A 23439-nucleotide genomic window follows, 5' to 3' on the forward strand; every position below is an offset into this window, starting at 1 on the left:
GCCGAAAAGCGCTAATAAAGCGGTGCGACTTTTTTCCTGTTTTGCAGTACATTCGCCGTTTTAGCCCGCCGTCAGTCTATGTGATGCCGGGGCCATCTGGTATGATGAGCTGAATTTTTGCAGACTGAACGCAACGGAAACAGAACGCTATGGTAATTAAGGCGCAGAGCCCTGCGGGTTTCGCTGAAGAGTACATCATTGAAAGTATCTGGAACAGTCGCTTCCCGCCGGGAACGATATTACCCGCAGAGCGCGAACTTTCAGAGCTGATTGGCGTGACGCGTACCACGCTGCGGGAAGTATTGCAGCGCCTGGCACGGGATGGATGGTTGACCATTCAGCATGGTAAGCCGACGCGCGTCAATGATTTCTGGGAAACGTCCGGTCTGAACATCCTTGAGACGCTGGCCAGGCTGGATCACGACAGCGTACCGCAGCTGATCGACAATCTGCTCTCTGTGCGCACTAATATCTCCTCCATTTTTATCCGCCGCGCTATTCGCACCTATCCGGAAAAGGCGAAAGCGGTTCTGGAAACGGCACAGGATGTTGAGGATAAAGCGGAAGCTTATACTGACCTGGATTACAGTATTTTCCGTGGTCTCGCCTTCGCGTCGGGCAATCCCATTTACGGGCTGATCCTGAACGGGCTGAAAGGGCTTTATACGCGGGTGGGCCGCCACTACTTTTCCAATCCGGCGGCGCGCAAGCTGGCAAGGGATTTCTATCAGCAGCTGCTGACCATCTGTCAGAACCAGCAGTACGATAAGATTGTGGATACCGTCCGTGATTACGGCCGTCAGAGCGGCGAAATCTGGCACAGCATGCAGAACAGTATGCCAACCGATCTGCCGCCGCAGCGCCGGTAATTCAACTGGTTTGTCAGGATGCTCGCGGTGAGACGGTACTGATAAAGGTAAATTTACAGGACGCGAATGCTGAGATCGCAGGTCAGATAATATTTTAACAGTTACTGAAGCCGGTTCGTCAGAACCGGCTTTTTTATGCACGTCTCGTCATCACGCTCAGAGAACTGAAGGTCTTGGCGGACAGCGATCGAGGATCTCAGTACTGCCATCTTCATTCTGTTGCTCAAGATGAATATCAAATCCCCACAGCCGGTGAACATGCTTCAGCACTTCACGGCGGCTTTTATCCAGCGGCGCGCGGCTATGCGGCACATAGCGTAGCGTCAGCGAACGATCGCCGCGCAAATCGACGTTGTAAACCTGAATATTCGGCTCCAGATTACTCAGGTTGTACTGGGCGGAAAGCTGCTGGCGAATGGCCCGGTAGCCCGCTTCATCATGTATCGCCGCGATCTCAAGGAAATTATTACGATCGTCATCCATCACCGTAAACAGGCGGAAGTCGCGCATCACTTTAGGTGACAGGAACTGACTGATAAAGCTCTCATCCTTAAATTCCCGCATGGCGAAATGCAGCGTTTCCAGCCAGTCACTGCCGGCGATATCCGGGAACCAGTGGCGATCTTCTTCCGTCGGCTGCTGGCAGATGCGCTTGATATCCTGAAACATGGCAAAGCCCAGCGCGTAGGGGTTAATGCCGTTATACCACTGGCTGTTGTAGGGCGGCTGATAAACCACATTGGTGTGGCTGTGCAGGAATTCCAGCATAAAACGCTCGGAGACTTTTCCCTCATCATAAAGATGATTGAGAATGGTGTAGTGCCAGAAGGTGGCCCAGCCCTCATTCATCACCTGGGTCTGCTTCTGGGGATAGAAATACTGGCTGACTTTACGCACGATGCGCAAAATTTCGCGCTGCCAGGGTTCCAGCAGCGGGGCGTTCTTCTCCATAAAATAGAGCAGGTTTTCCTGCGGTTCAGAAGGATAACGCACCGCCTCAACCTGGGCCTCTTCACGTTCGCGACGGGGAAGAGTACGCCACAGCGTGTTGACCTGGCTTTGCAGGTACGCTTCCCGGCTTTGCTGGCGCGCTTTCTCTTCCTGCAGGGAGATCTTCTGCGGACGTTTATAGCGATCGACGCCGTAATTCATCAGCGCGTGGCAGGAATCCAGCAGCTTCTCCACCTCTTCAAGGCCATAACGCTCCTCGCACTGGGTGATGTAATTCCGGGCGAAGATGAGGTAATCCACAATCGAGCTGGCGTCGGTCCAGCTGCGAAACAGATAATTGTTTTTAAAAAAGGAGTTATGCCCATAACAGGCGTGAGCCATCACCAGCGCCTGCATGGTAATAGTGTTTTCTTCCATCAGGTAGGCGATACAGGGGTTGGAATTGATGACGATCTCATAAGCCAGGCCTTGCTGACCATGCTTATATCGCTGCTCGGTCTCGATAAACTTTTTACCAAACGACCAGTGGGTATAGTTGATAGGCATGCCCACGCTGGAGTAGGCATCCATCATCTGTTCGGAGGTAATAACCTCAATCTGATGGGGATAAGTTTCAAGACGGTAAAGCCTGGCGACCCGGTCAATTTCGGCAAGATAGACATCAAGCAGGTCGAAGGTCCAGTCGGGTCCGTCACTCAGTCTTTTATTGCTTGTGATGGCATCGTCAAAGATAGTCGTCATAGCGCACCCCTTTTATAAAATCGGTTTTCGACGTTACACCACGTAGCGACAAAATATCCGTTTTCATGTCGGCGGCCAGCGCGTGCAGCTGCGCGGGTTCGCCTGGAATAAAAGCCAATATCTCAATGATAGCCCACTCTCTCCGATCGCTCTGGCGATTCCCGCTATTCTTCACCATAAAATAGCGTGGCGCGATAGCATACCCATGAGCTTATTGGATAATTCATGTTTTCGGGTAAATGTCAGCATAAAAATCTGAAAGATTAGCCGGGGTGTGGCCGGGCTCATAATCTGCTGAACGGAGGCCGGTAAACGGCATGAATTATTATTTGCCACTTTCAGCCGCGGTAAAGCAGCGTTTAATTCCGTATTTAACGCAGCGTTCTGTTTTAGTTGCCAGTATATGTGAAAAAGATGTGAAATATGTCACCGCAAGCCTATGGGTTTCGGGTTAGTGTTTTCATCTGTAAATAACGCATTAATGCAGTTCAATCCTCTTTTTAACGTGGTGAAAAGGTATGCGAGTCGTCATTTTGGGTAGTGGGGTGGTTGGCGTGGCGAGCGCCTGGTATCTGGCTCAGGCGGGTCATGAGGTGACGGTTATCGATCGCCAGCCCGGCGTGGCGCTGGAAACCAGTGCCGCCAATGCCGGTCAGATTTCACCCGGTTATGCCGCGCCGTGGGCGGCGCCTGGCGTGCCGCTTAAGGCGATTAAATGGATGTTTCAGCGGCATGCGCCGCTGGCCGTGCGGCCTGACGGCAGCCTGTTCCAGCTCGCCTGGATGTGGGAAATGCTCAAAAACTGTAATATGCAGCATTACCAGCAAAACAAGAGCCGGATGGTCCGCATCGCGGAATACAGTCGCGACTGCCTGAAAGCCCTGCGCCAGCAGACCGGCATCGCCTATGAGGGCCGCCAGGGCGGTACGCTTCAGCTGTTCCGCACCGCGCAACAGTTTGAAAGCGCGGCGAAGGATATTGCGGTGCTGAAGGACGCTGGCGTGCCCTATCAGCTGCTTGAGGCGGATCGGCTGGCGGAAGTGGAACCTGCGCTTGCCGCGACAAAGCATATCCTGACCGGCGGGCTGCGTTTGCCAAACGATGAAACCGGCGACTGTCAGCTGTTTACCCAGCAGCTGGCCGGGATGGCGGCGGCGGCTGGCGTCACCTTCCGGTTTAATACCGCGGTGGATGCCTTGCTTCAGGAGGGTAATCAGATTGCCGGCGTGAAGAGTGGTGAAGAAATCATTACTGCGGATGCTTATGTCGTGGCGTTCGGCGCCTACTCCACCGCCTTGCTGGATAAAATCGTCCGCCTGCCCGTCTATCCGCTTAAAGGATACTCGCTCACGATTCCCATCAGAAACCCCCAGGCAGCGCCGGTTTCAACTGTGCTGGATGAGAGTTATAAAGTGGCGATCACCCGCTTTGAGGATCGTATTCGCGTCGGAGGTATGGCGGAAATTGTTGGTTATAACACCCAGCTTTTGCCCGCCCGACGTGAAACCCTGGAGATGGTCGTGCGCGATCTCTTTCCTGAGGGCGGCTCTATTGAGCAGGCAACATTCTGGAGCGGCCTGCGGCCGATGACGCCGGATGGTACGCCTATCGTCGGCAGAACGCCGTTTAAGAATCTTTACCTCAATACCGGTCATGGAACGCTCGGTTGGACGATGGCGTGCGGATCGGGACAGCTGATTTCTGATATTATTTCCGGACGTTCACCGGCTATCGCCGCAGACGATCTTTCCGTAATGCGTTATCTGCCCGGTTTTTATCCGCCAACGGGTCAGGTTTTGCAGGGTGCCCGCTAATTTTCCATAGTCAGAATCAGGAGAAGTTATGTCACGTCCGATTGTCGCAACGATCGATTCCAGCGCGTTACGACATAACCTGGCGGTTGCCCGCCAGGCTGCACCGCATTCCCGCCTCTGGTCAGTAATAAAAGCTAACGCCTATGGGCATGGCATCGATCGCGTCTGGCAAAGTCTTGCCGGATCGGACGGCTTCGCATTGCTCAATCTCGAAGAGGCGATCCTGCTGCGTGAACGTGGCTGGAAAAAGCCAATTCTGTTGCTGGAAGGCTTTTTCCATCCGGATGAGCTCGCCCTGCTGGATCGCTATCGTCTGACAACCAGCGTGCACAGCAACTGGCAGATCCAGGCCCTGGCGAAAGCGAAACTGTCGGCGCCGCTCGATATCTATCTGAAAATGAACAGCGGCATGAACCGGCTCGGTTTCCGTCCCGAGCAGGTGCATCAGGTCTGGCACAAGCTGCGCGGGCTGGAAAACGTCGCGGAAATGACGCTGATGGCCCACTTTGCCGAAGCGGAAACGCCGGAGGGGATCGTGGCACCGATGAAGCGGATCGACCAGGCGGCAGAAGGTCTGGACTGCCCACGCTCGCTGGCTAACTCTGCCGCCACGCTCTGGCACCCCGAAACGCACCACGACTGGGTGCGGCCAGGCATCATTCTTTATGGCGCTTCACCAACCGGCCACTGGCGGGATATTGCCAGCTGCGGCCTGAAGCCAGCCATGACGCTCAACAGCGAAATCATTGGTATCCAGAACCTGAAAGCAGGCGATGCAGTCGGCTACGGGGCGCGCTATCGTGCCGCCGGAGAGCAGCGGATTGGCGTGGTTGCCTGTGGCTACGCTGATGGCTATCCCCGTCATGCGCCCAGCGGTACGCCGGTCTGGGTTGATGGCGTGAAGACGCAGACCGTGGGAGCTGTCTCCATGGATATGATTACTGTCGATCTGACGCCGTGCTACCAGGCTGGCATTGGCAGCCAGGTCGAACTGTGGGGAAGTAATGTGAAGATCGATGAGGTTGCACATGCCTCCGGCACCCTGGGCTATGAGCTGATGTGCGCGCTCGCGCCCCGGGTGCCGGTCCGTATCAGTCAGTCTACCTGAGCGCGGTGATCGTACCGCGTACTTTCTTACTGTAAAGCCATGCGATACCTGCCAGCATGGCGCCGGTGATCATCATCAATGCCAGGGCGGGCTTTTCCGCAAGGGGCAGGGCCATCATCAGCAGCCCGGCGGAGGAGCCGCCGGCCATCTGGATAAAACCTGCCAGCGCCGAAGCCACCCCCGCCTGCTGCTGGTAAGGCTCCAGCGCGTAGCTGGTGGCCGGACCGACGGTAAAGGCGAGGCCGGCAACGGAGATGGCAACCGGGAACATATAAAGCGCCCAGTGAGCCTGCCATTCGCCCGGCAACAGAAACACCCCTCCGGCCAGCGTCAGCGCGCCCAGCGCCATCGCCAGGCTGCCTGCCGCCAGGCAGAAAGGGCGACCCACTTTACGAATGATTTTATTCACCAGCACGCTGACCAGCATAATCCAGAAGCCGTTCGCGCCGAACACGATGGAAAATTGCAGCGCGGTCAGTTGTCCCTCGGTCATCAATACCTGCGGCGCGAGGGAAACATAAGTCAGTACCATTCCCAGCGCCCCGGCATTGGCAAAAGCGAAGGCAAGAAATCGGGGCTGTCGCAGTATTTGCCAGTACTGCCTCAGCGGCAGACCTTTCACCGCCAGCGTACCGGCAGGGCGGGTTTCCGGCAGGAAGAAAACCACTACCAGACCAATCATCAGCGCATAGGCGGTGAGGAACCAGAAGGGTGCCCGCCAGCCAAACGCCTCAGCGAGCAATCCGCCCAGCATCGGTGCCAGCGCGGGTACGATATTAAGCGCGCCGTTAAGAAAACCGTAGGCTTTAGCCGCGTCTTCGCCGTCCAGACGGTCGCGTACGCCGCTGAACGCCACCACCGCGGTACAGCAGACCGCACAGCCCTGCACGATGCGGGCAGTAAGAAACTGAGGCCAGCTGGTCGCCGTTGCGGCAAGTACGCTGCCTACCATATAGAGAAAGAGACCAATCAGCGCAACAGGCTTGCGGCCAAAGTTATCCACCAGCGGCCCGGCCACAATCTGACCCAGCCCCATCACCAGCAGGAAGAGCGGGATAGTAGTCTGCACGGTAGTGACGGGCGTGTTCAGCCCCTCCGCTATTTCAGGCAGCGTAGGCAGATAGAGATCGATACCCAGGGGAGCCAGCAACACCAGGCTAAGAAGGATCAGAGTGAATTTTTGCATCGTGCGAGGCGATATCCGTTTAAGAGCGAGCCGCACAGGGTAGTGATAAGACCGGCAAAAGGAAAGGGGAGAGATAAGAAAAAAACCGTGGCAGCGCGGCCATGCTGGCTTCTTACCAGCATGGCGCTGCGCGTTAAGAAATCAGTAGGCGCCGTCGCGACGAAACACCACTCCGGCCGTTTTAAACAGAATGGCAATATCGGTCCACAGCGCCCAGTTTTTAACATACCAGGAGTCAAAGTAAACGCGCGTGTCGTAGTCAATGTCATTACGCCCGCTTACCTGCCAGAGGCCGGTCATGCCCGGTTTAGCCATCAGATAGTAGTCCACATCGCCGGCGTAACGCTCAAGCTCCGCTTCAATCACCGGGCGGGGGCCGACCAGGCTCATTTCGCCGCGGATAACGTTCCAGAGCTGTGGCAGTTCGTCCAGGCTGGTTTTGCGCAGGAAGGCGCCGATTTTGGTTACGCGCGGGTCTTTCTTAAGCTTGAAGTCCTTATCCCACTCCGCCCGGGCCTCGGCGCTGGTGGCGAGCAGTTCTTCAAGCACCTCTTTGGAATTCGTCACCATGGAGCGGAATTTGAGGCACTTAAATTTCTTCCCATCCTGGCCCACGCGCTCATGGCCGTAGATTTTGTTGCCGCCATCACGGCCTACCATCCAGCAGATGATGGCAAATGCGGGGGCGAGAAAAAGCAACAGCAGAGAAGCAACCACCATATCAAAGACGCGCTTAAGGAAGCGGGAAGAGCGCTTGGCGAGATTATTACTGACCCGCAGGATCATCACTTCATGACTGAAGATAAAAGACATATCAGTTCCGTAAAGTGGCACACCGCGCAGCGTGGGCACCACGGAAACCGAACGGCACTTTTTCTTCGATAACAGTTTGAGCCAGGTATCACGCATGACCTGCTGTTCATACTCCATCGCCACGATAAACTGGGTATTTTCAAGATCGACAGTATCCCAGACGATATCTTTCGCGGTGATCACCGGCACACCATTAAGGCTTTCTGCTCCCCCATGATCGTTGGAGGCGACAAACGCTTTCACTTCATAGCCCAGAATTTCTTCACTCTGTAGCGCGGCGTAGGCTTCACGCGCATTTTTACCGGAACCAATAATGATGGTCTGCTTTTGCCACTGTCCGGCTTTCAGGATGGCGTGCTTGACCCAGGAGCGGAGCAGTGGGACAAGGATCAGCGCCCATACCCAGGTAAAGCTCCAGAGCAGGCGGGAGAAATCCCATTTAGAGAAAGCGATTAACGCCAGATCGAGCAGCGAAAATATCACCAGTGTCTTAATAATCTCTTTCAGTTCAAACCAGAATGGCTTGCGGTAAGTGTAGTGCCGCAGGCGCATCCAGAACCAGGCGGTACAGACTACCGACATTATAAATTGCGCCAGGAAGCGTACTTTTACTTCCTGAGGCGGGATAAATATATCGAGATTGCCCCAGATACCCTGAACCGTCGCCGTAGATAAGAACAGGGCCAGGTTTATAGAGATAAGATCGGAAAGACTGAGTGCGACTTTGGTAATAATATTTTTTCGTGTACCGCTAAATGCCCGGCGGCGATCGTTCAATACCAGAGTACTTGCCATAATGCCTGCTCTCTTTACATGAGTGATCGGTGACCTGACGGGGATCAAGCACGCGTTCAGGAGTAATGAAAATAAGGATATTTTATAAGTACTATAACGAAGTCGTATGCCAGTACTCGCTGTAGTGATGCGGCGAGAAGAGAAATGAAGCAATACCAGTACGGTTATGGTTTCATCTAAAAGCAGGATCAGAGTATGCCGGACTTATTTGGCTTAGTTAATACGGGTAATTCCTAAAATGGCTAAAAAACCAGCAAAATTTATTTATTATCCGGGGGGCAAACGAAGCGGGAAATTAGCAGCGAAGGGAATAAGATATGACGCGGAAATAACAGTTTAATGGCAAATAAAAGAAAATTTCACCGCAGTGAATTACCACAGCGGTGAAACTTAACAATCCTCAGGCCGGCTTTTTCAGTATCCACCGATCCTGCTGTTTATCATAGTGACAAATGGCAAGGTCCACGGGCTCACCGTCAATCCAGGCGGGAACGCTGGTCTCATTATCCCATCCATCCAGCTGATAGCTTAGCCCGGGATTGGTGCTGCAGGGGATGCTGACCGTATCGATATTCTGCGCATCCAGTTCCGCATCAATGATTTCATAGCGACCAATCTTAACAACATGACCCATGATTTACTCCCTTCCGGACAAATACGAATCTTAAGTTTAGCCGCTATCTGAAATAGATCGAGGCGGGCAGACCAGGATTATTCCTTGTTATCCACAAACCGTACGCCGATTTTCACAATCTCATTGGCTTCTTTTTCCGCCACCGTCCAGATCATATTTTTCCATTCCACCTGATCGCCGACCACCGGCGTGCCGCCAATCATTTTACCAATCAGATGTCCCAGCGTCTGGCTGGCGTTGATCTCCTCATCCAGCTCAATACCGTAAATTTCACAGACGTCATGAAGGCGGGCATCGGCCTGTAAAATAAAGTCGCCAAAAAAGCGCTGATCGAGCGAGACGGGCGGCAGTTGGCTGAACAGCTTGCCCAGCGCCGGAAGATCGCGCTCACGGCCAATAACGCACAGCACATCGCCTTCTCTGAGACGAGTATTACCGGTGGGATGAAGCAGTAAATTATCGCGAAAGAGGGCGGAAATGCGGGTTTCTCTGGGCATTTTCAGTTCGCGCAGCGCCGCTCCGATGCACCATTTATCTTCGCTAAGCTGATAAACAAAATGTTCCCAGGGATTTTCCGGGTGAATATCCAGACCGGCACGCGAAATGGGAGAGGCCATCGGCGGAACGATCACCCTGGCCTTTCGCGCCGCATAGCCCAGGGACGTTCCCTGAACCATTAACGAAACCAGTACCACAAAGAACGCAATATTAAAGAAGAGCGAGGCATGTTCCAGTCCCGCCATCATCGGGAAGACCGCCAGGATAATCGGCACCGCCCCGCGTAAACCAACCCAGCTGATAAAGAATCTTTCGCGGATGTTAAACCCACGAAACGGCAGCAGGCCCACAAAGACCGAGAGCGGACGGGCGACCAGAATCAGCCAGATAGAGAGCAGCATGGCCGGCAGGGCGATTGTCCAGAGGTCGAGCGGATTAACCAGCAGTCCCAGAACCAGAAACATGCCGATCTGACTGAGCCAGGCCATACCATCGAAGGTTTGCAGAATGCCGTGCCGGTTACGAATTGGCCGGTTGCCCAGCAGAAAACCGCAAAGATAAACGGCCAGAATGCCGCTGCCTTCAAGCAGGGTGGTCAGGGCGAAAACCAGAATGCCGCCGCTGACCGCCAGCAGTGGATAGAGGCCGCTGGCGAGCGAAACCCGGTTTATCAGCTGTTGCAGTGCCCAGCCCCCGCCCAGCCCCAGTACGATACCCAGACCGAACTGCTGGATCAGGTGAACCACAAACATCCCGCTCAGGCCCGTTTGCCCCTGCTGGATCATCTCTATCAGCGTAATAGTTAAAAAGACGGCCATCGGATCGTTGCTGCCGGATTCGATTTCCAGCGTGGCGCCAACGCGCTCGTTAAGTCCTTTACCGCCGAGCAGTGAGAAGACGGCTGCCGCATCCGTGGAGCCGATAATCGCCCCGACCAGAAAACCTTCCAGCATATCTAAATCGAACAGCCAGGCCGCCGCCATCCCCGTCAGGCCGGCGGTAATCAAAACGCCAAGCGTGGCCAGCGAAAGGGCCGGGCCGAGCGCCACTTTAAATGAACTTGCCTGCGTACGCATGCCGCCATCGAGCAGAATGACCGCCAGCGCCAGGTTACTGATGAGATAAGCGGCGGGATAATTATCAAATTCAATCCCGCCAATGCCGTCCACACCCGCCAGCATCCCTAACGCGAGGAAAATGACCAAAATTGGGATACCGAGCCTCGATGAGAACGAACTCAGTAAAATGCTTGCGGCGACCAGCACGGAACCAATAATAAACAGACTGTAGATAGCGCTGGCTTCCAATGGATGACTCTCCTGTAATCAATAAATTCTTTTTTAACAGCAAGTTGTGATTATTTCTTTTCCCTCTGATGCATTAGCGGCAGTGAGCAACAGGCTGCGATATTTTTCATCGTTAGTTAAAATAACATATAATGCGTTGAGATAAAGGCCACTGAGTGCGCCAGAACAGTGGGTTATTTAAGGGATTGAGCGGAAAAAAGCAGATAACGGGCGCTTTTTCATTCCTTGAGTATGGGAGGAACCAGGGAGGGAATCTTAATCAACCGCATAGCTTAAGGCCTGACTGAGACAAGCAGCGGATTGCGTCAGTAATGGCGCGGGAAAAGCATCAGCCTGAAAGCAGTTGAACACCTGAAGAAAGCATCCTTCTGCCGCCTGAGCCCTTCCCGCCATAATAGTTAGCCAGTAAACCCTTCTTGCCTGGCCGTTACGCCCAATCAGTAACTCTCTTCCGCCTGTTTATGAAACAGTTCCCGGAAGACAGGATAGATATCCTCCGGCTCGCGGATATGCTGGATAGCAAAATTATCAAACATCGCCTGAAGATGCTCATATTCCCGCCAGAGCGTCTGATGTGCGCGGCGGGTAATTTCAATATAGCTATAGTAACGTACCACCGGCAGAATCTGCTTCGCCAGGATTTCATGACAAAGCGGCGAATCGTCAGCCCAGTTATCGCCATCTGACGCCTGCGCGGCGTAGATATTCCACTGAGCCGGATCGTAACGCTCTTTCACCACTTCATCCATCAGCTTCAGGGCGCTGGAAACAATAGTGCCGCCCGTTTCCTGCGAGTAGAAAAACTCCTGTTCATCCACCTCTTTCGCCTGGGTATGATGGCGAATATAGACCACTTCCACATTTTTATAGGTACGACTCAGGAAGAGATAGAGCAAAATATAAAAGCGTTTCGCCATATCCTTTGTCGCCTGATCCATAGAGCCCGAAACGTCCATCAGGCAGAACATCACGGCCCGGCTTGAGGGTTCGGGGCGCTTCTCAAAGTTTTTATAACGGAGGTCAAAGGTGTCGATAAAGGGCACCCGTTTAATGCGCGCGCGCAGTTCGGCAATCTCCTGGCGCAACCGCTCCTCCTCCAGCAGCTGGGCCGGCTCCGATTTTTCCACTACCTCAAGCGTCGCCTCCAGTTCGCTAAGCATCCTGCGCTTGCCGGCGGTCATTGCGGTACGCCTTGCCAGCGAGTTTTGCAGCGAGCGTACCACGCTGATATTCGCCGGGACGCCGTTTGATGTATAGCCCGCCCGGTGCACCTTATATTCATTAAGCTGACGGTGCTGATTTTTTCTCAGATTTGGCAGCGCAAGATCTTCAAACAGTAGATCAAGATATTCATCTTTCGAAATATTGAAAACGAATTCGTCCTGGCCCTCACCATCCTGGCTGGCGTTTCCCTGTCCGCTGCCGCCGCCTCCGCCGCCGCCCTGAGGACGCTCGACGCGGTCATTCTGTACAAAGTGGTCATTTCCCGGATGAACGCGATGGCGCTTACCGCCGCGTCCCTGATGGAAGATGGGTTCATGAATATCATCCACCGGGATAGAAACAGATTCGCCGCTTTCAACGTCGGTCACCGAACGCTTATTGATGGCCTCGGAGATCGACTGTTTAATTTGCGATTTGTAACGGCGCAGAAAGCGCTGACGGTTCACCGCGCTTTTGTTTTTGCCGTTAAGACGCCGATCGATAAAATAGGCCATAACTTCCCCCACCACGTTGCATGTCGGGCCGGATCAACCCGGCCCGCTGATGCATACAGACCTGAATCAGGACGATTTTCTTACCCGCAGATACCATTCGCACAGCAGGCGAACCTGCTTACGGGTATAGCCTTTCTCCATCATCCGGTCGACGAAATCATCATGCTTCTTCTGTTCATCCGTGGACGTTTTCGCATTAAACGAGATCACCGGCAGTAGCTCTTCGGTGTTTGAGAACATTTTCTTCTCGATCACCGTGCGCAGTTTCTCATAACTGGTCCAGTTAGGGTTGCGGCCATTATTGTGCGCACGGGCGCGCAGCACGAAGTTGACGATTTCATTACGGAAGTCTTTCGGATTACTGATCCCGGCAGGCTTCTCTATTTTCTCCAGTTCGGCGTTCAGCGATTCCCTGTCGAAGAGCTGACCGGTGTCGGGGTCGCGGTATTCCTGATCCTGAATCCAGAAGTCTGCGTAGGTCACGTAGCGGTCAAAAATGTTCTGACCATATTCAGAGTAAGACTCGAGGTAGGCTGTCTGAATCTCTTTACCAATAAATTCGGCGTATTTCGGGATCAGATAACCTTTAAGGTGCTCAAGGTATTTCTCAGCCTGATCCTGGGGGAACTGTTCCCGCTCAATCTGCTGTTCAAGCACGTAAAACAGATGGACCGGGTTGGCTGCGACTTCGGCATGGTCGAAGTTAAATACCCGGGAAAGAATTTTAAAGGCGAATCGGGTGGAAAGCCCGTTCATCCCCTCATCGACGCCCGCGTAGTCACGATACTCCTGGTAGGATTTCGCTTTCGGGTCGGTATCCTTCAGGCTTTCGCCATCGTAAACGCGCATTTTGGAGTAGGTACTGGAGTTTTCCGGCTCTTTAAGGCGTGACAAGATGGTGAAGCGGGCCAGGGTTTCAAGCGTACCGGGCGCGCAGGGCGCGTGGTAAAGCTCACTGTGGTTAAGCAGTTTGTCGTAGATTTTAATCTCTTCCGAGACGCGAAGGCAGTAAGGCACCTTGACGATATAAACGCGGTCAAGAAAGGCTTCATTGTTCTTATTATTGCGGAAGGTGACCCACTCTGATTCGTTGGAGTGGGCAAGAATGATGCCGTTAAACGGCAGGGCGGATATCCCTTCGGTACCGTTATAGTTACCTTCCTGCGTGGCGGTCAGCAGAGGGTGCAGCACCTTGATCGGCGCCTTAAACATCTCCACAAATTCCATTATCCCCTGGTTAGCCCGGCAGAGCGCGCCCGAATAACCGTAGGCATCAGGATCGTTCTGGGCGTGATTCTCCAGCTTGCGGATATCGACCTTACCGACCAGCGCGGAAATATCCTGATTGTTTTCATCACCCGGTTCCGTTTTGGCAATGGCCAGCTGATCGAGGATAGATGGCCAGACTTTGACTACCTTGAAGCGGGTGATATCGCCGCCAAAATCGTGCAGGCGTTTAGCGGCCCACGGCGACATAATGGTGCCAAGATAGCGGCGGGGAACGCCATATTCCTTCTCCAGGATATTGGCATCTTCCTGAGGATTAAACAGGCAGAGCGGATGGTCGTTAACCGGACTGCGCTCGCCGTCGGCACTCAGTACATAAATCGGCACGCGCTGCATCAGCGATTTCAGCCGTTCGGCCAGCGAAGATTTACCTCCTCCCACCGGACCAAGCAGGTAGAGGATCTGTTTTTTCTCCTCAAGTCCCTGAGCCGCATGCCTCAGATAGGAAACAATTTGTTCAATCGCCTCTTCCATACCATAGAACTCTTCAAAGGCGGGATAGCGGGCGATGACGCGGTTAGAGAACAGGCGGGATAGGCGAGGCTCCTGGGCAGTATCAACCATTACCGGCTCACCAATAGCCGTTAACAGTCGTTCTGCCGCGTTGGCGTAGGCACTGCGATCTTGCCGACACACGGTAAGAAATTCCTGGAGTGTGAACTCTTCGTCCTTGGCAGCTTCATAACGCTGACGATAGTGATCGAATATATTCATAGCGATGCCCGTCCTTTCTTTTTTAGCACAGGTACCAGGAGCCTAAGTGGGGTCAGCCCCTGAAGGAACTTATTAGTGAGTACAGCAACCCTTATGCCAACCTGACGTTTTTTTATCGGGTAGATATGGAACTGGTTACGTTCTCGTGCAAATTTCCTCTCTTCATTAAAGCGTAGATGGCATTTAAGAAATTTCCTGAACGCCGTCTCATTTATGATGATAATTCAAGGACAAAGTCAGATGCCTTTGCGGCATATACCTTGCCGGAGGCGGGCTGCCGGGAAATTGTAAATAAGCCTGGTTTTTTGGCGTGTTGAGTGGGGTAAATTGATTCTGAGTGCTACAGGATATGAATCTTTTTTACTCTCATACAGAGACTGGTAAACTGAAGAACCTGATTGTTATATTTATGGATTGAATAAATTGTGAACTATCTCAAAGTTAGCGCTATTGCCCTTCTTTTACCTGCCTCTATGCTGGCGCAGGCGAATCCGTTAACGCTTGGCGCTTCCGTCATCTACAGTCAGAACCCCTATAAAGGTGGCCAGGAGCGTTACTATCCTTTCCCGATAATTAACTATGAAGGCGATCGCTTCTTCATTCGGGGTATTCAGGCGGGCTATTATCTGTGGAACGATGAGGCGAATCAGCTTTCGCTGAGCGTTCTGGGTTCCCCACAGAACTTCAATACGGATGATACCGACAACAAGCAGCTTAAGCAGCTAAGCGACCGCCATATGACCCTGATGGGCGGCGTTACCTATCGTCACAGCGCGGAGTGGGGCATTGTGCGTACGGTGCTGGTGGGCGATATGCTGGATAACAGCAACGGTTTTCTGTGGGACCTGACCTACCTTTATCGTTTCCAGTTTGGCGATTTTACCCTGACGCCGGGAATTGGCGCCCTCTGGAGCAGCGAAAACCAGAATGACTACTACTACGGCATATCGAAAAACGAATCCCGCCGCAGTGGTCTGAGCAGCTATGAACCCGATGCCAGCTGGAATCCCTACATGGAGCTGACGGCGACCTATGCGCTCAACGCCAACTGGACCGCATCGGCGTCCGGTCGTTATACCCACCTGAGCGATGAAGTTAAAGACAGCCCAATGGTGGATCGTAATTCGCAGGTCACGGTGTGGACTGGCATCAGCTATACCTTCTGATCTCAGGCTAATGCACAAAAAAAGGGCGCGCCGCGCCCTTTTGCACAGTTGTGACGCGTAAAAATGTGCAGGAGATAATCATGACCCGGACAGTAATATTTTCCGAAGATTGCCCGTTACCCGCCATTGGTCAGGGAACCTGGTACATGGGCGAGGACGCCATGCAGCGCCGGACGGAGGTGGCGGCGCTCCAGCATGGACTCGATCTCGGTCTCCGCGTGATCGATACAGCGGAAATGTACGCTGACGGCGGGGCGGAGGAAGTGGTTGGCGAAGCGCTCCAGGGACGGCGTGAGCAGGCGTGGCTGGTTTCAAAAGTTTACCCCTGGAACGCCAGTGCCACTGATGCCACAGAAGCCTGCGAGCGCAGCCTGCGTCGCCTGAAAACAGATTATCTGGATCTTTATCTGCTGCACTGGCGTGGGAACGTACCGCTGGAAGAAACCCTCCGCGCCATGACGCTATTGCAACAGGCCGGAAAGATACGCCGCTGGGGAGTGTCAAATTTTGATACCGAAGATATGAATGAACTGCTGGCAGAGGAGGGAGGTGAAGCCTGCGCCACCAATCAGGTTCTTTACCATCTGGCCTCCAGAGGGATTGAGTTCGATCTCCTGCCGGCGTGTCGGCAGCGCAACATGCCGGTAATGGCCTATTCTCCCCTTGCGCAGGCCGGGCGGCTCCGTCGTGACCTGATGAATCATCCTGTTCTGAATCAGATTGCCAGCCGGAAGGCGATTACCGTCGCGCAGCTTTTGCTGGCATGGGTCATCCGTAAGGAGGGGGTTATGGCGATCCCCAAAGCGGGTAGCAGGCAGCATGTGGCGGAAAATGCCGCCGCGCTTGATGTGATCCTTACGAGTGAGGAGCAGGCGTTAATAAACCAGGCTTTCCCCCCGCCGGAAAGAAAATTCCCGCTGGATGTGATTTAGCGCGGTTTTCCCTTAGTCTTATTGATCGCACTTACCACCAGCGGTAACAGCCCCGGCTGGTGGTGAGCAGAAACAGCGATCAGTTCGATTTCCGTACCCGTATCGTCGTCGAGAGACGTGAAGGCGACTCGTCCGCGCTGATCATCGGGGACGAGACGTGGGCCGTCTCCACGCAGACCATGGTTTTATACCCTTCGTTTGCCATATCCCCCATGCTGCAAGAGAGCTCCGGACCCGGGTTCCACGTGACAACGTCACTGTGTGAGTGATGGTGCACTTCAATCGTACGACGTCCAGTCCGATCGTGAATCAGGCTACAGGCATCAGGCTGCGTGTAAATACGGTCAACGCGATCTGGATAGGTCTGCCTGCCGTCCTCAGACGTCCCCTGGGCACCCTGATTCACCTTATCGATATAGGTCTTACCCAATCCGCTGACCTCAACATCAGCGATGTCAGCCACGCTAAAGTAGCTGTGCAGTGCCGCCGTCGCTTCATAGTCGCCATGCGCTTCCAGTTCGATTTCACAGCGATCGCTGAAGCGGAAGCGGGCCAGCAGGGTAAAATCGTGCGGCCAGAGTTTTTTCGTCTGCTCACTGCTTTCCAGGACAAAGGTGAGCATGACGCTCTCCTCATTTTCATCATGCGCGGAAAGCGTCCAGGGCAGGGTACGGGCGAATCCATGCGCCGGCTCGCCCGCCGGGCCAAACCAGGGCCAGCAGATGGGAACGCCGCCCCGAATCGCTTTGCCCGGACGCCAGGCGGTTTTATCACTGAGCCAGATTACTGGTTTTTCACCTGCGGGTTGCCACGCAATCAGGTGGGCGCCCTGAAGGGTGACCGCCGCACGCACTTTCGGATGCGCAATGACAACCGTGGGCAGTTCGCCGACGTTACGCTGGGTGATATAGGGCGTTATCTGGTTAACAACGGGAAGCGAAAAGAGTTCTTCGTTCATGAGTAAACCTTATTTCAGCCAAAAAAAAGGGCGACCGCAGTCGCCCAGAATTCGTGTTTCACCGCGCTTATTTAGCGATGTGAGCAACCAGGTCAAGAACCTTGTTGGAGTAACCGGTTTCGTTATCGTACCAGGAAACCAGTTTAACGAAAGTGTCGCTCAGTGCGATACCCGCTTTGGCATCGAACACGGAGGTCAGGGTTTCGCCGTTGAAGTCAGTGGAAACCACTTCATCTTCGGTATAGCCCAGAACGCCTTTCAGTTCGCCTTCAGCAGCGGCCTTGATAGCATCACAAATTTCTTTGTAAGAGGCAGGCTTAGCCAGACGTGCAGTCAGGTCAACCACGGAAACGTTAGGCGTAGGAACGCGGAACGCCATGCCGGTCAGTTTGCCGTTCAGCTCAGGGATCACTTTACCAACGGCTTTAGCTGCACCGGTAGAAGAAGGGATGATGTTCTGAGAAGCGCCGCGGCCGCCGCGCCAGTCTTTGTGCGATGGACCATCAACGGTTTTCTGCGTGGCAGTCGTCGCGTGAACGGTCGTCATCAGAGCTTCAACGATGCCGAATTTGTCGTTGATGACTTTAGCCAGCGGTGCCAGGCAGTTCGTGGTGCAGGAAGCGTTAGACACGATATCCTGGCCAGCGTAAGACTTGTGGTTTACGCCCATTACAAACATTGGGGTGTCATCTTTAGAAGGGCCGGTCAGAACAACTTTCTTCGCGCCCGCCTGGATGTGCTTACGTGCGGTTTCGTCGGTCAGGAAGATGCCGGTCGCTTCTGCCACGACGTCAACGCCGATTTCGTCCCACTTCAGGTTAGCCGGATCTCTTTCAGCGGTAACACGGATGGTTTTGCCGTTGACAACCAGTTGGCCGTCTTTGACTTCTACGGTGCCGTCGAAACGACCGTGGGTAGAGTCATACTTCAGCATGTAAGCCATGTACTCGGCGTCCAGCAGATCGTTGATTGCGACGATCTCTACGTCAGAACGCTGCTGAGCAGCACGGAAAACGATGCGACCGATACGGCCAAAACCGTTGATACCTACTTTGATAGTCATATATTCCACCAGCTAGTTGTTAGTGAATAAAAGGTTGGTTGTAAAATTACAAAAACCTTACCAGGCGTCAAGCGGAATCGCTTCAAGTGTTGCGACAAATCAAACCATAAAGCAGGAATTATTTGTCAGAAAGCGCATTTCGCACGGCGATTAATCTCACTATTGGGGCGTGATACCCGGATATAAAGGGGTAGCCTGGCTAAAAGGTGACTTGCATCACACTTTCACCTTCCGGTGACTTTCAGATTCCGCCTGACGTGAAAAAATCCCCTGACGTTGTTAAGTATTTGTTAGAATACTAGCCAATATTTTCAGAATCACACTGTCCGGGAGTAGCAAAATGGCTAATGACCAACATCCCCTGTCGCCTGAAACCGATCTGAATGAGATGCAGCGCTATGTGACCCAGCAGCGCGGCACTGAACCTCCGTTTTCCGGCAAGCTGTTGCATAACAAGGGCGAAGGGATTTACCACTGCCTCGTCTGCAACGCCTCCCTGTTTCTCTCCGGGTCAAAATATGACTCGGGCTGCGGCTGGCCAAGCTTTTATCAGCCGGTGCAGGAAGACTCCATCCGTTATATCGAAGATGATTCGCACGGTATGCAGCGTATAGAAATCCGCTGTGGCACCTGCGATGCGCATCTCGGCCATGTCTTCCCGGATGGCCCGCAGCCCAGCGGCGAGCGCTACTGTGTTAATTCTGCCTCACTGAGTTTTACCGATGATGATGGCAATCAGATTAAAGGTTAGTGCTTATGATGCTTGATGAGATGATTGCCACCATGACGCCTGAAGTGTACCAGCGTCTGGTGACGGCAGTAGAAACCGGAAAGTGGGCCGACGGCGTGGCGCTGACGCCTGAGCAGAAAGAGAACAGCCTGCAGCTGGTGATGCTCTGGCAGGCGCGTCACAACGACCAGCCTCAGCATATGAGCGTGGGCAAGGGTGGGGAGATGGTGATGAAAACCAAACGGGAGCTTAAGGAAGAGTTCGGCATTACTGATGACAATGTCACCCGTATCAAGCTGCAGTAATCTCTTATCTGCAACAGGAATAAGAGTGCTAAACGCAGCTCTTATTCCTGGCCCTGTTCCAGGCCTTCGGCGGAATTTTCAGAATAGTGCCACATGCCTGTTATGACTCAGCGTCGGGCCCTGGCAGTCTGCCCAGCCACGGAACGCATTACTGAATAATGGCCCCGCCTGCCGCCATCGCTTCAAGCGCAGATTCGCAGTCTCCCTGCCTCAGTTCAACGCCCCGACATCCCGCTTTGATAACCGTAACGGCATAACCCAGCATCAGCGCATCCAGCACGCTGTATCTGACGCAGTAGTCTGTCGCCAGACCCATAACGGTCAGGGCGGTGATACCTCTTGCTTTGAGCCAGCCATCCAGTCCGGTCTGCTCAAGCCGGCCGTTATCAAAAAACGCGCTGTAGCTGTCCACCTGGGGATTTTGCCCTTTACGCACGGTATGGCTGAGGTGTTGCTGCATAAGCGACGGATGAAACGCAGCCCCGATGCTCTCCTGTATACAGTGATCGGGCCACCAGATCTGCGGCAAACCCGCCAGCGTTCCGGTGCTGCCGACAGGCTGTCCGGCGTTGGACGCAAAACTTCCGTGGTTTGCCGGGTGCCAGTCAAGCGTGGCGACGACGGGCTGGTCCCGCAGGCGGAATTCAGCCGCGTACTGGTTAGCGACTGCGATAACTTCATCGCCCTCCCTGACGGCAAGGGCGCCGCCGGGACAGAAGTCATTCTGTAAATCAATCAGTAACAGGGCCTGCTGCGTAGCTGTCATGGTGTCTCACTTTTCGTCAGGGGTTAATTCACCGCGAAGATTAACCTGCATCAGCCGGCGCACTTCGCTGCTGGAGAGATTCTGGCTGAGCAGGAAGTGGAGTTTGGTCAGCGTGGCCTCGACGGTGAGGTCCAGTCCGCTCACCACACCCGCCAGCGCCAGCGCGTTACCGGTAGCGTAACCACCCATATTCACCTTGCCAGACATGCACTGCGTCAGGTTAACCACCACAATACCGCGTGCGGAAGCCTCTTTCAGCTCTTTCAGAAAGGCGGGGTTCTGCGGCGCATTGCCCACGCCATAGGAGCGTAGAATCAGCGCTTTCACCGGCTGGAGCAGGAAGTTACTGACGACATCCGCCGAGATCCCCGGATAGATGGTCACCACGCCAACGGGCTGGGGCGTGACGGAATGAACAATCAGATCGCCGCTTCCTGTGGGCGCGGGCGGGGTGTTCAGGCGACGGATATGGATACCCGCTTCCAGCAGTGGAGCAAGGTTAGGGGAGTCAAAGGCGTTGAATCCATCCGCATGGGCCTTGGTAGTGCGGTTGCCGCGATAAAGAGTGTTATTGAAAAACAGCGTCACTTCATTTATCGGGTAATTGGCGGCCACGAACAGCGCGTTAAGCAGATTTTGCTGGCCGTCCGAGCGCAGTTCCGCCAGCGGTATTTGTGACCCTGTCACAATTACCGGTTTGGCGAGGTTCTCCAGCATAAAGGAGAGCGCCGAAGCGGTGAAGGCCATGGTGTCGGTGCCATGAAGAATAACGAAGCCGTCATAGCTATCGTAGTTTTGCCGGATGTCATCGACGATCGCCTGCCAGTCCTGCGGGGTCATATCGGAAGAGTCGATCAGCGGCTGATATTCATGGATTGTGAAGTCGGGCATTTCGGCACGGTGAAATTCAGGCATGTTAGCCAGCTGAGTTTGCAGGTGGCCGGAAACGGGAATGTAGCCATGTTCAGAGCGCTGCATACCGATAGTGCCGCCGGTATAGGCAACGTAAATAGATTTTTTGTGCATCAGAGGACTCAGGCTTGCCGAAAAGGCGCAGTATAAGGGGAAAGTAAGGGAAAAGCAGCCCGGTCAGACGCCGGGCTGCGGGGGGCTACTTCACCTGACCGCAGGTCAGGCAGATAGCGTAGCGGTTTTGCGGATCGTTCAGGTTGTCGAAAAGCCCCGGCTGACCTTTCATGGCGGTCATCACATCAAGCATTGGGGCTGGCAGCCAGACTTTCAGCGCATCAGGCAGCGCCGCGCGCGCAGAAGCATCCATCTGGCTGAACAGCAGATCAATAAAGCCCGGATCTTCCTGATACCAGCTGAGATGCCAGGTTTTCAGCTTAGCCAGCTCAGCCGCTTTGGCAACGGCGTCATCAAAGTCGCCCAGCGCGTCAACCAGGCCGTTCGCTTTCGCGTCACTGCCGGTCCAGACGTGACCCTGCGCGATTTCGTCGATCTGCTCGGGCGTTTTATTGCGCGACTTCGCCACCAGGCCCAGGAAGTTTCTGTAGCCATTCTCAATGGTCAGCTGCATCATCTGCTGCACTTCAGGCGGCAGGGCTTTTGTCATCGTCACATCAGCCAGCGGAGAGGTTGCCACGCCGTCGGTATGGACGCCGATGGCATCAAGGGAATTCTCAACCGTGTTGATAACGCCGAAGATGCCGATCGAGCCGGTCAGCGTGCTGGGGCTGGCGATGATGTAGTTGGCCGGCGTCGAAACCCAGTAACCGCCAGAGGCCGCCATGCCGCCCATGGAAACGACGACCGGTTTACCCGCTTCTTTCGCGGCGGCCAGCTCTTCACGTATCGTCTCAGAGGCGGTCACGCTGCCGCCGGGGCTGTTGACGCGGAACAGAATGGCTTTGATTTTCGGATCCAGCCTTGCCTGGCGGATCTCCATCGCCGTGGTGTCGCCACCGACGCTGCCGGGCGTCTCTTCACCGTCCATAATCGCGCCGCTGGCGAGGATCACGGCAATATTGCCGTTCGCCGCATCCTGCTTCTTGATCTGATAGTCGTAAATGCTGGTTCCTTTGTAATCTTTTACGCTCTCGTCCCAGCCAAAGACTTTGGTCAGCTCATGGTTAACCAGCGCCCGTGAGGAGAGTTCATCGACCAGCTTATGTTCTTTTGCATACTGCGCCGTATCGCCATCAACTGCCTGCAGTTCGGCGATCATTTCCGGTGCGCCAGGGAATAGCTGGGCAGGGGTTAACTGACGGTTCGCCGAAACAGTGTTGAGATAATTTTGCCAGAGTTCGCCTACCCAGCGGCTGTCAGCTTCTCTGGCGGCAGGGGACATATCATCGCGCAGGAAAGGCTCAACCGCGGATTTATACGTACCAACGCGGAAAACGTGGGAGTTGACCTTCAGCTTATCCAGCAGAGATTTATAGTAAAGTCCGTTGGTGGCGAAACCGTGCAGATCAACGGCGCCCTGCGGGGTGAGATAGATCTTATTCGCGAAGCTGGCAAGATAATATTGCGCCTGGCTGTAGCTGTCTCCCGTGGCGTAAATCGGCTTGCCGCCGTCGCGGAATTCACGAAGCGCCTTACCGATATAGCGCAGAGAAGGCTGATCGGCACCGGCGAAATCGCGCAGATCGAGCACCATGCCGGTAATGTTGGCATCATCTTTGGCCTGACGGATCGCGTCTACCACGTCAAACAGCGAGTTCTCTTTTAACCGGTCGCTGCTGGCGCCAAGAAGCTGGCGGCCAATTTTACTGATCTTATTGCTGACGGAAGGTTTATCAACGACCACGCCGCTGAGGTCAACAATAAGTGCGCCTTTGGTAGGTTCGACCGCCGTGGTGGACCGGTTGTACTGGAACCAGGCACCGGCCAGGATCACAATCAACGCGATCAGAAACAGGTTGAGAATGAATTCCCGGACAAAGTTCAGAAGCCGCCAGGTCCATTTGAAAAAGCCAGCGATAAATCGCCCTATCATGCGCATATTAACTCCGTTAACGCCGTACAAAAGTCCGCTCTCGTCCGTTGCCAACGCGCAACGCCGCCGAAACCGGAGCAGGATGGTGACATCCTAATTATCAGCGGCGATATTGTCAGCAG

General features: G+C 54.1%; 20 protein-coding genes. 7 read left to right on the forward strand and 13 right to left on the reverse strand.

Features of this window, described 5'->3' with window-relative positions; all coding sequences use genetic code 11:
- Positions 1-149 precede the first annotated feature (149 nt).
- A complete protein-coding gene (gene fadR / locus AAH446_RS00850; RefSeq protein WP_342904839.1) occupies positions 150-869 on the forward strand; it encodes a fatty acid metabolism transcriptional regulator FadR in 720 nt (239 codons plus the stop codon).
- A 156-nt stretch (positions 870-1025) separates the two neighbouring features.
- Here the strand turns inward: fadR and AAH446_RS00855 are convergent, their stop codons facing one another.
- Both AAH446_RS00855 and AAH446_RS00860 read right to left on the reverse strand, forming a co-directional pair.
- Positions 1026-2561 (reverse strand): SpoVR family protein, encoded by a 1536-nt coding sequence (locus AAH446_RS00855; RefSeq protein WP_342904840.1) that lies wholly within the window; start codon positions 2559-2561, stop codon positions 1026-1028.
- Positions 2545-2739 (reverse strand): hypothetical protein, encoded by a 195-nt coding sequence (locus AAH446_RS00860; RefSeq protein ID WP_342904841.1) that lies wholly within the window; start codon positions 2737-2739, stop codon positions 2545-2547. Before AAH446_RS00860 ends, AAH446_RS00855 begins: the two co-directional genes overlap by 17 nt.
- A 340-nt stretch (positions 2740-3079) precedes the next feature.
- On the opposite strand from AAH446_RS00860, the gene AAH446_RS00865 reads away from it, so the two are divergent.
- Together AAH446_RS00865 and dadX are read left to right on the forward strand one after the other, a co-directional pair.
- Positions 3080-4375: a D-amino acid dehydrogenase gene (locus AAH446_RS00865; protein WP_342904842.1), complete on the forward strand. Its 1296-nt coding sequence runs from the start codon at positions 3080-3082 to the stop codon at positions 4373-4375.
- A 28-nt stretch (positions 4376-4403) separates the two neighbouring features.
- Positions 4404-5483 carry a catabolic alanine racemase DadX gene (gene dadX / locus AAH446_RS00870; RefSeq protein WP_342904843.1) on the forward strand — a complete coding sequence of 360 codons (1080 nt, stop codon included), beginning with the start codon at positions 4404-4406 and terminating at the stop codon, positions 5481-5483.
- Here the strand turns inward: dadX and AAH446_RS00875 are convergent.
- The 6 genes from AAH446_RS00875 to yeaG form a co-directional block, all read right to left on the reverse strand.
- Complete coding sequence (locus AAH446_RS00875; RefSeq protein WP_342904844.1) at positions 5476-6669, reverse strand: multidrug effflux MFS transporter; 1194 nt, start codon at positions 6667-6669, stop codon at positions 5476-5478. The two genes, dadX and AAH446_RS00875, sit on opposite strands and share 8 nt — an antisense overlap.
- A gap of 141 nt (positions 6670-6810) precedes the next feature.
- Positions 6811-8277, reverse strand: coding sequence for an undecaprenyl-phosphate galactose phosphotransferase WbaP (gene wbaP / locus AAH446_RS00880; protein ID WP_342904845.1), 1467 nt, complete (start codon positions 8275-8277; stop codon positions 6811-6813).
- A 400-nt stretch (positions 8278-8677) separates the two neighbouring features.
- Positions 8678-8911 carry a DUF1480 family protein gene (locus AAH446_RS00885; RefSeq protein ID WP_342904846.1) on the reverse strand — a complete coding sequence of 78 codons (234 nt, stop codon included), beginning with the start codon at positions 8909-8911 and terminating at the stop codon, positions 8678-8680.
- Positions 8912-8988: 77 nt separating this feature from the next.
- The gene (locus AAH446_RS00890; protein WP_342904847.1) at positions 8989-10716 is read right to left on the reverse strand and encodes a potassium/proton antiporter; all 1728 of its coding nucleotides are present in this window, start codon (positions 10714-10716) and stop codon (positions 8989-8991) included.
- A gap of 437 nt (positions 10717-11153) precedes the next feature.
- Positions 11154-12434 carry a YeaH/YhbH family protein gene (locus tag AAH446_RS00895; RefSeq protein ID WP_342904848.1) on the reverse strand — a complete coding sequence of 427 codons (1281 nt, stop codon included), beginning with the start codon at positions 12432-12434 and terminating at the stop codon, positions 11154-11156.
- 66 nt (positions 12435-12500) lie between these two features.
- On the reverse strand, positions 12501-14435 hold the full coding sequence (yeaG, locus tag AAH446_RS00900) for a protein kinase YeaG (RefSeq protein WP_342904849.1): 1935 nt from the start codon (positions 14433-14435) through the stop codon (positions 12501-12503).
- Positions 14436-14860: 425 nt separating this feature from the next.
- On the opposite strand from yeaG, the gene AAH446_RS00905 reads away from it, so the two are divergent.
- Together AAH446_RS00905 and AAH446_RS00910 are read left to right on the forward strand one after the other, a co-directional pair.
- On the forward strand, positions 14861-15601 hold the full coding sequence (locus AAH446_RS00905; protein WP_463322757.1) for a MipA/OmpV family protein: 741 nt from the start codon (positions 14861-14863) through the stop codon (positions 15599-15601).
- Between the two features lie 80 nt (positions 15602-15681).
- Positions 15682-16533, forward strand: a complete 852-nt coding sequence (locus AAH446_RS00910) for an aldo/keto reductase (protein ID WP_342904850.1) — start codon at positions 15682-15684, stop codon at positions 16531-16533.
- Between the two features lie 79 nt (positions 16534-16612).
- Here AAH446_RS00910 and AAH446_RS00915 read toward each other — a convergent pair whose 3' ends face one another.
- Together AAH446_RS00915 and gapA are read right to left on the reverse strand one after the other, a co-directional pair.
- Positions 16613-17491, reverse strand: a complete 879-nt coding sequence (locus AAH446_RS00915) for a D-hexose-6-phosphate mutarotase (protein WP_342904851.1) — start codon at positions 17489-17491, stop codon at positions 16613-16615.
- A 67-nt stretch (positions 17492-17558) separates the two neighbouring features.
- Positions 17559-18554 (reverse strand): glyceraldehyde-3-phosphate dehydrogenase, encoded by a 996-nt coding sequence (gene gapA, locus AAH446_RS00920; protein ID WP_342904852.1) that lies wholly within the window; start codon positions 18552-18554, stop codon positions 17559-17561.
- Between the two features lie 340 nt (positions 18555-18894).
- On the opposite strand from gapA, the gene msrB reads away from it, so the two are divergent.
- Both msrB and AAH446_RS00930 read left to right on the forward strand, forming a co-directional pair.
- Positions 18895-19305, forward strand: a complete 411-nt coding sequence (gene msrB / locus AAH446_RS00925) for a peptide-methionine (R)-S-oxide reductase MsrB (RefSeq protein ID WP_342904853.1) — start codon at positions 18895-18897, stop codon at positions 19303-19305.
- Between the two features lie 5 nt (positions 19306-19310).
- Positions 19311-19589 (forward strand): YeaC family protein, encoded by a 279-nt coding sequence (locus AAH446_RS00930; protein WP_342904854.1) that lies wholly within the window; start codon positions 19311-19313, stop codon positions 19587-19589.
- 148 nt (positions 19590-19737) lie between these two features.
- Here the strand turns inward: AAH446_RS00930 and pncA are convergent, their stop codons facing one another.
- The 3 genes from pncA to sppA form a co-directional block, all read right to left on the reverse strand.
- Entirely contained in the window at positions 19738-20355 is a 618-nt protein-coding gene (pncA, locus tag AAH446_RS00935; RefSeq protein WP_342904855.1) for a bifunctional nicotinamidase/pyrazinamidase, read from the reverse strand.
- Positions 20356-20361: 6 nt separating this feature from the next.
- The gene (gene ansA / locus AAH446_RS00940) at positions 20362-21381 is read right to left on the reverse strand and encodes an asparaginase (RefSeq protein WP_342904856.1); all 1020 of its coding nucleotides are present in this window, start codon (positions 21379-21381) and stop codon (positions 20362-20364) included.
- Positions 21382-21466: 85 nt separating this feature from the next.
- Positions 21467-23323: a signal peptide peptidase SppA gene (sppA, locus tag AAH446_RS00945; RefSeq protein WP_342904857.1), complete on the reverse strand. Its 1857-nt coding sequence runs from the start codon at positions 23321-23323 to the stop codon at positions 21467-21469.
- Positions 23324-23439 lie beyond the last annotated feature (116 nt).

The sequence above is a fragment of the Erwinia psychrophila genome, assembly GCF_039023475.1.
GTDB lineage: Bacteria > Pseudomonadota > Gammaproteobacteria > Enterobacterales > Enterobacteriaceae > Erwinia.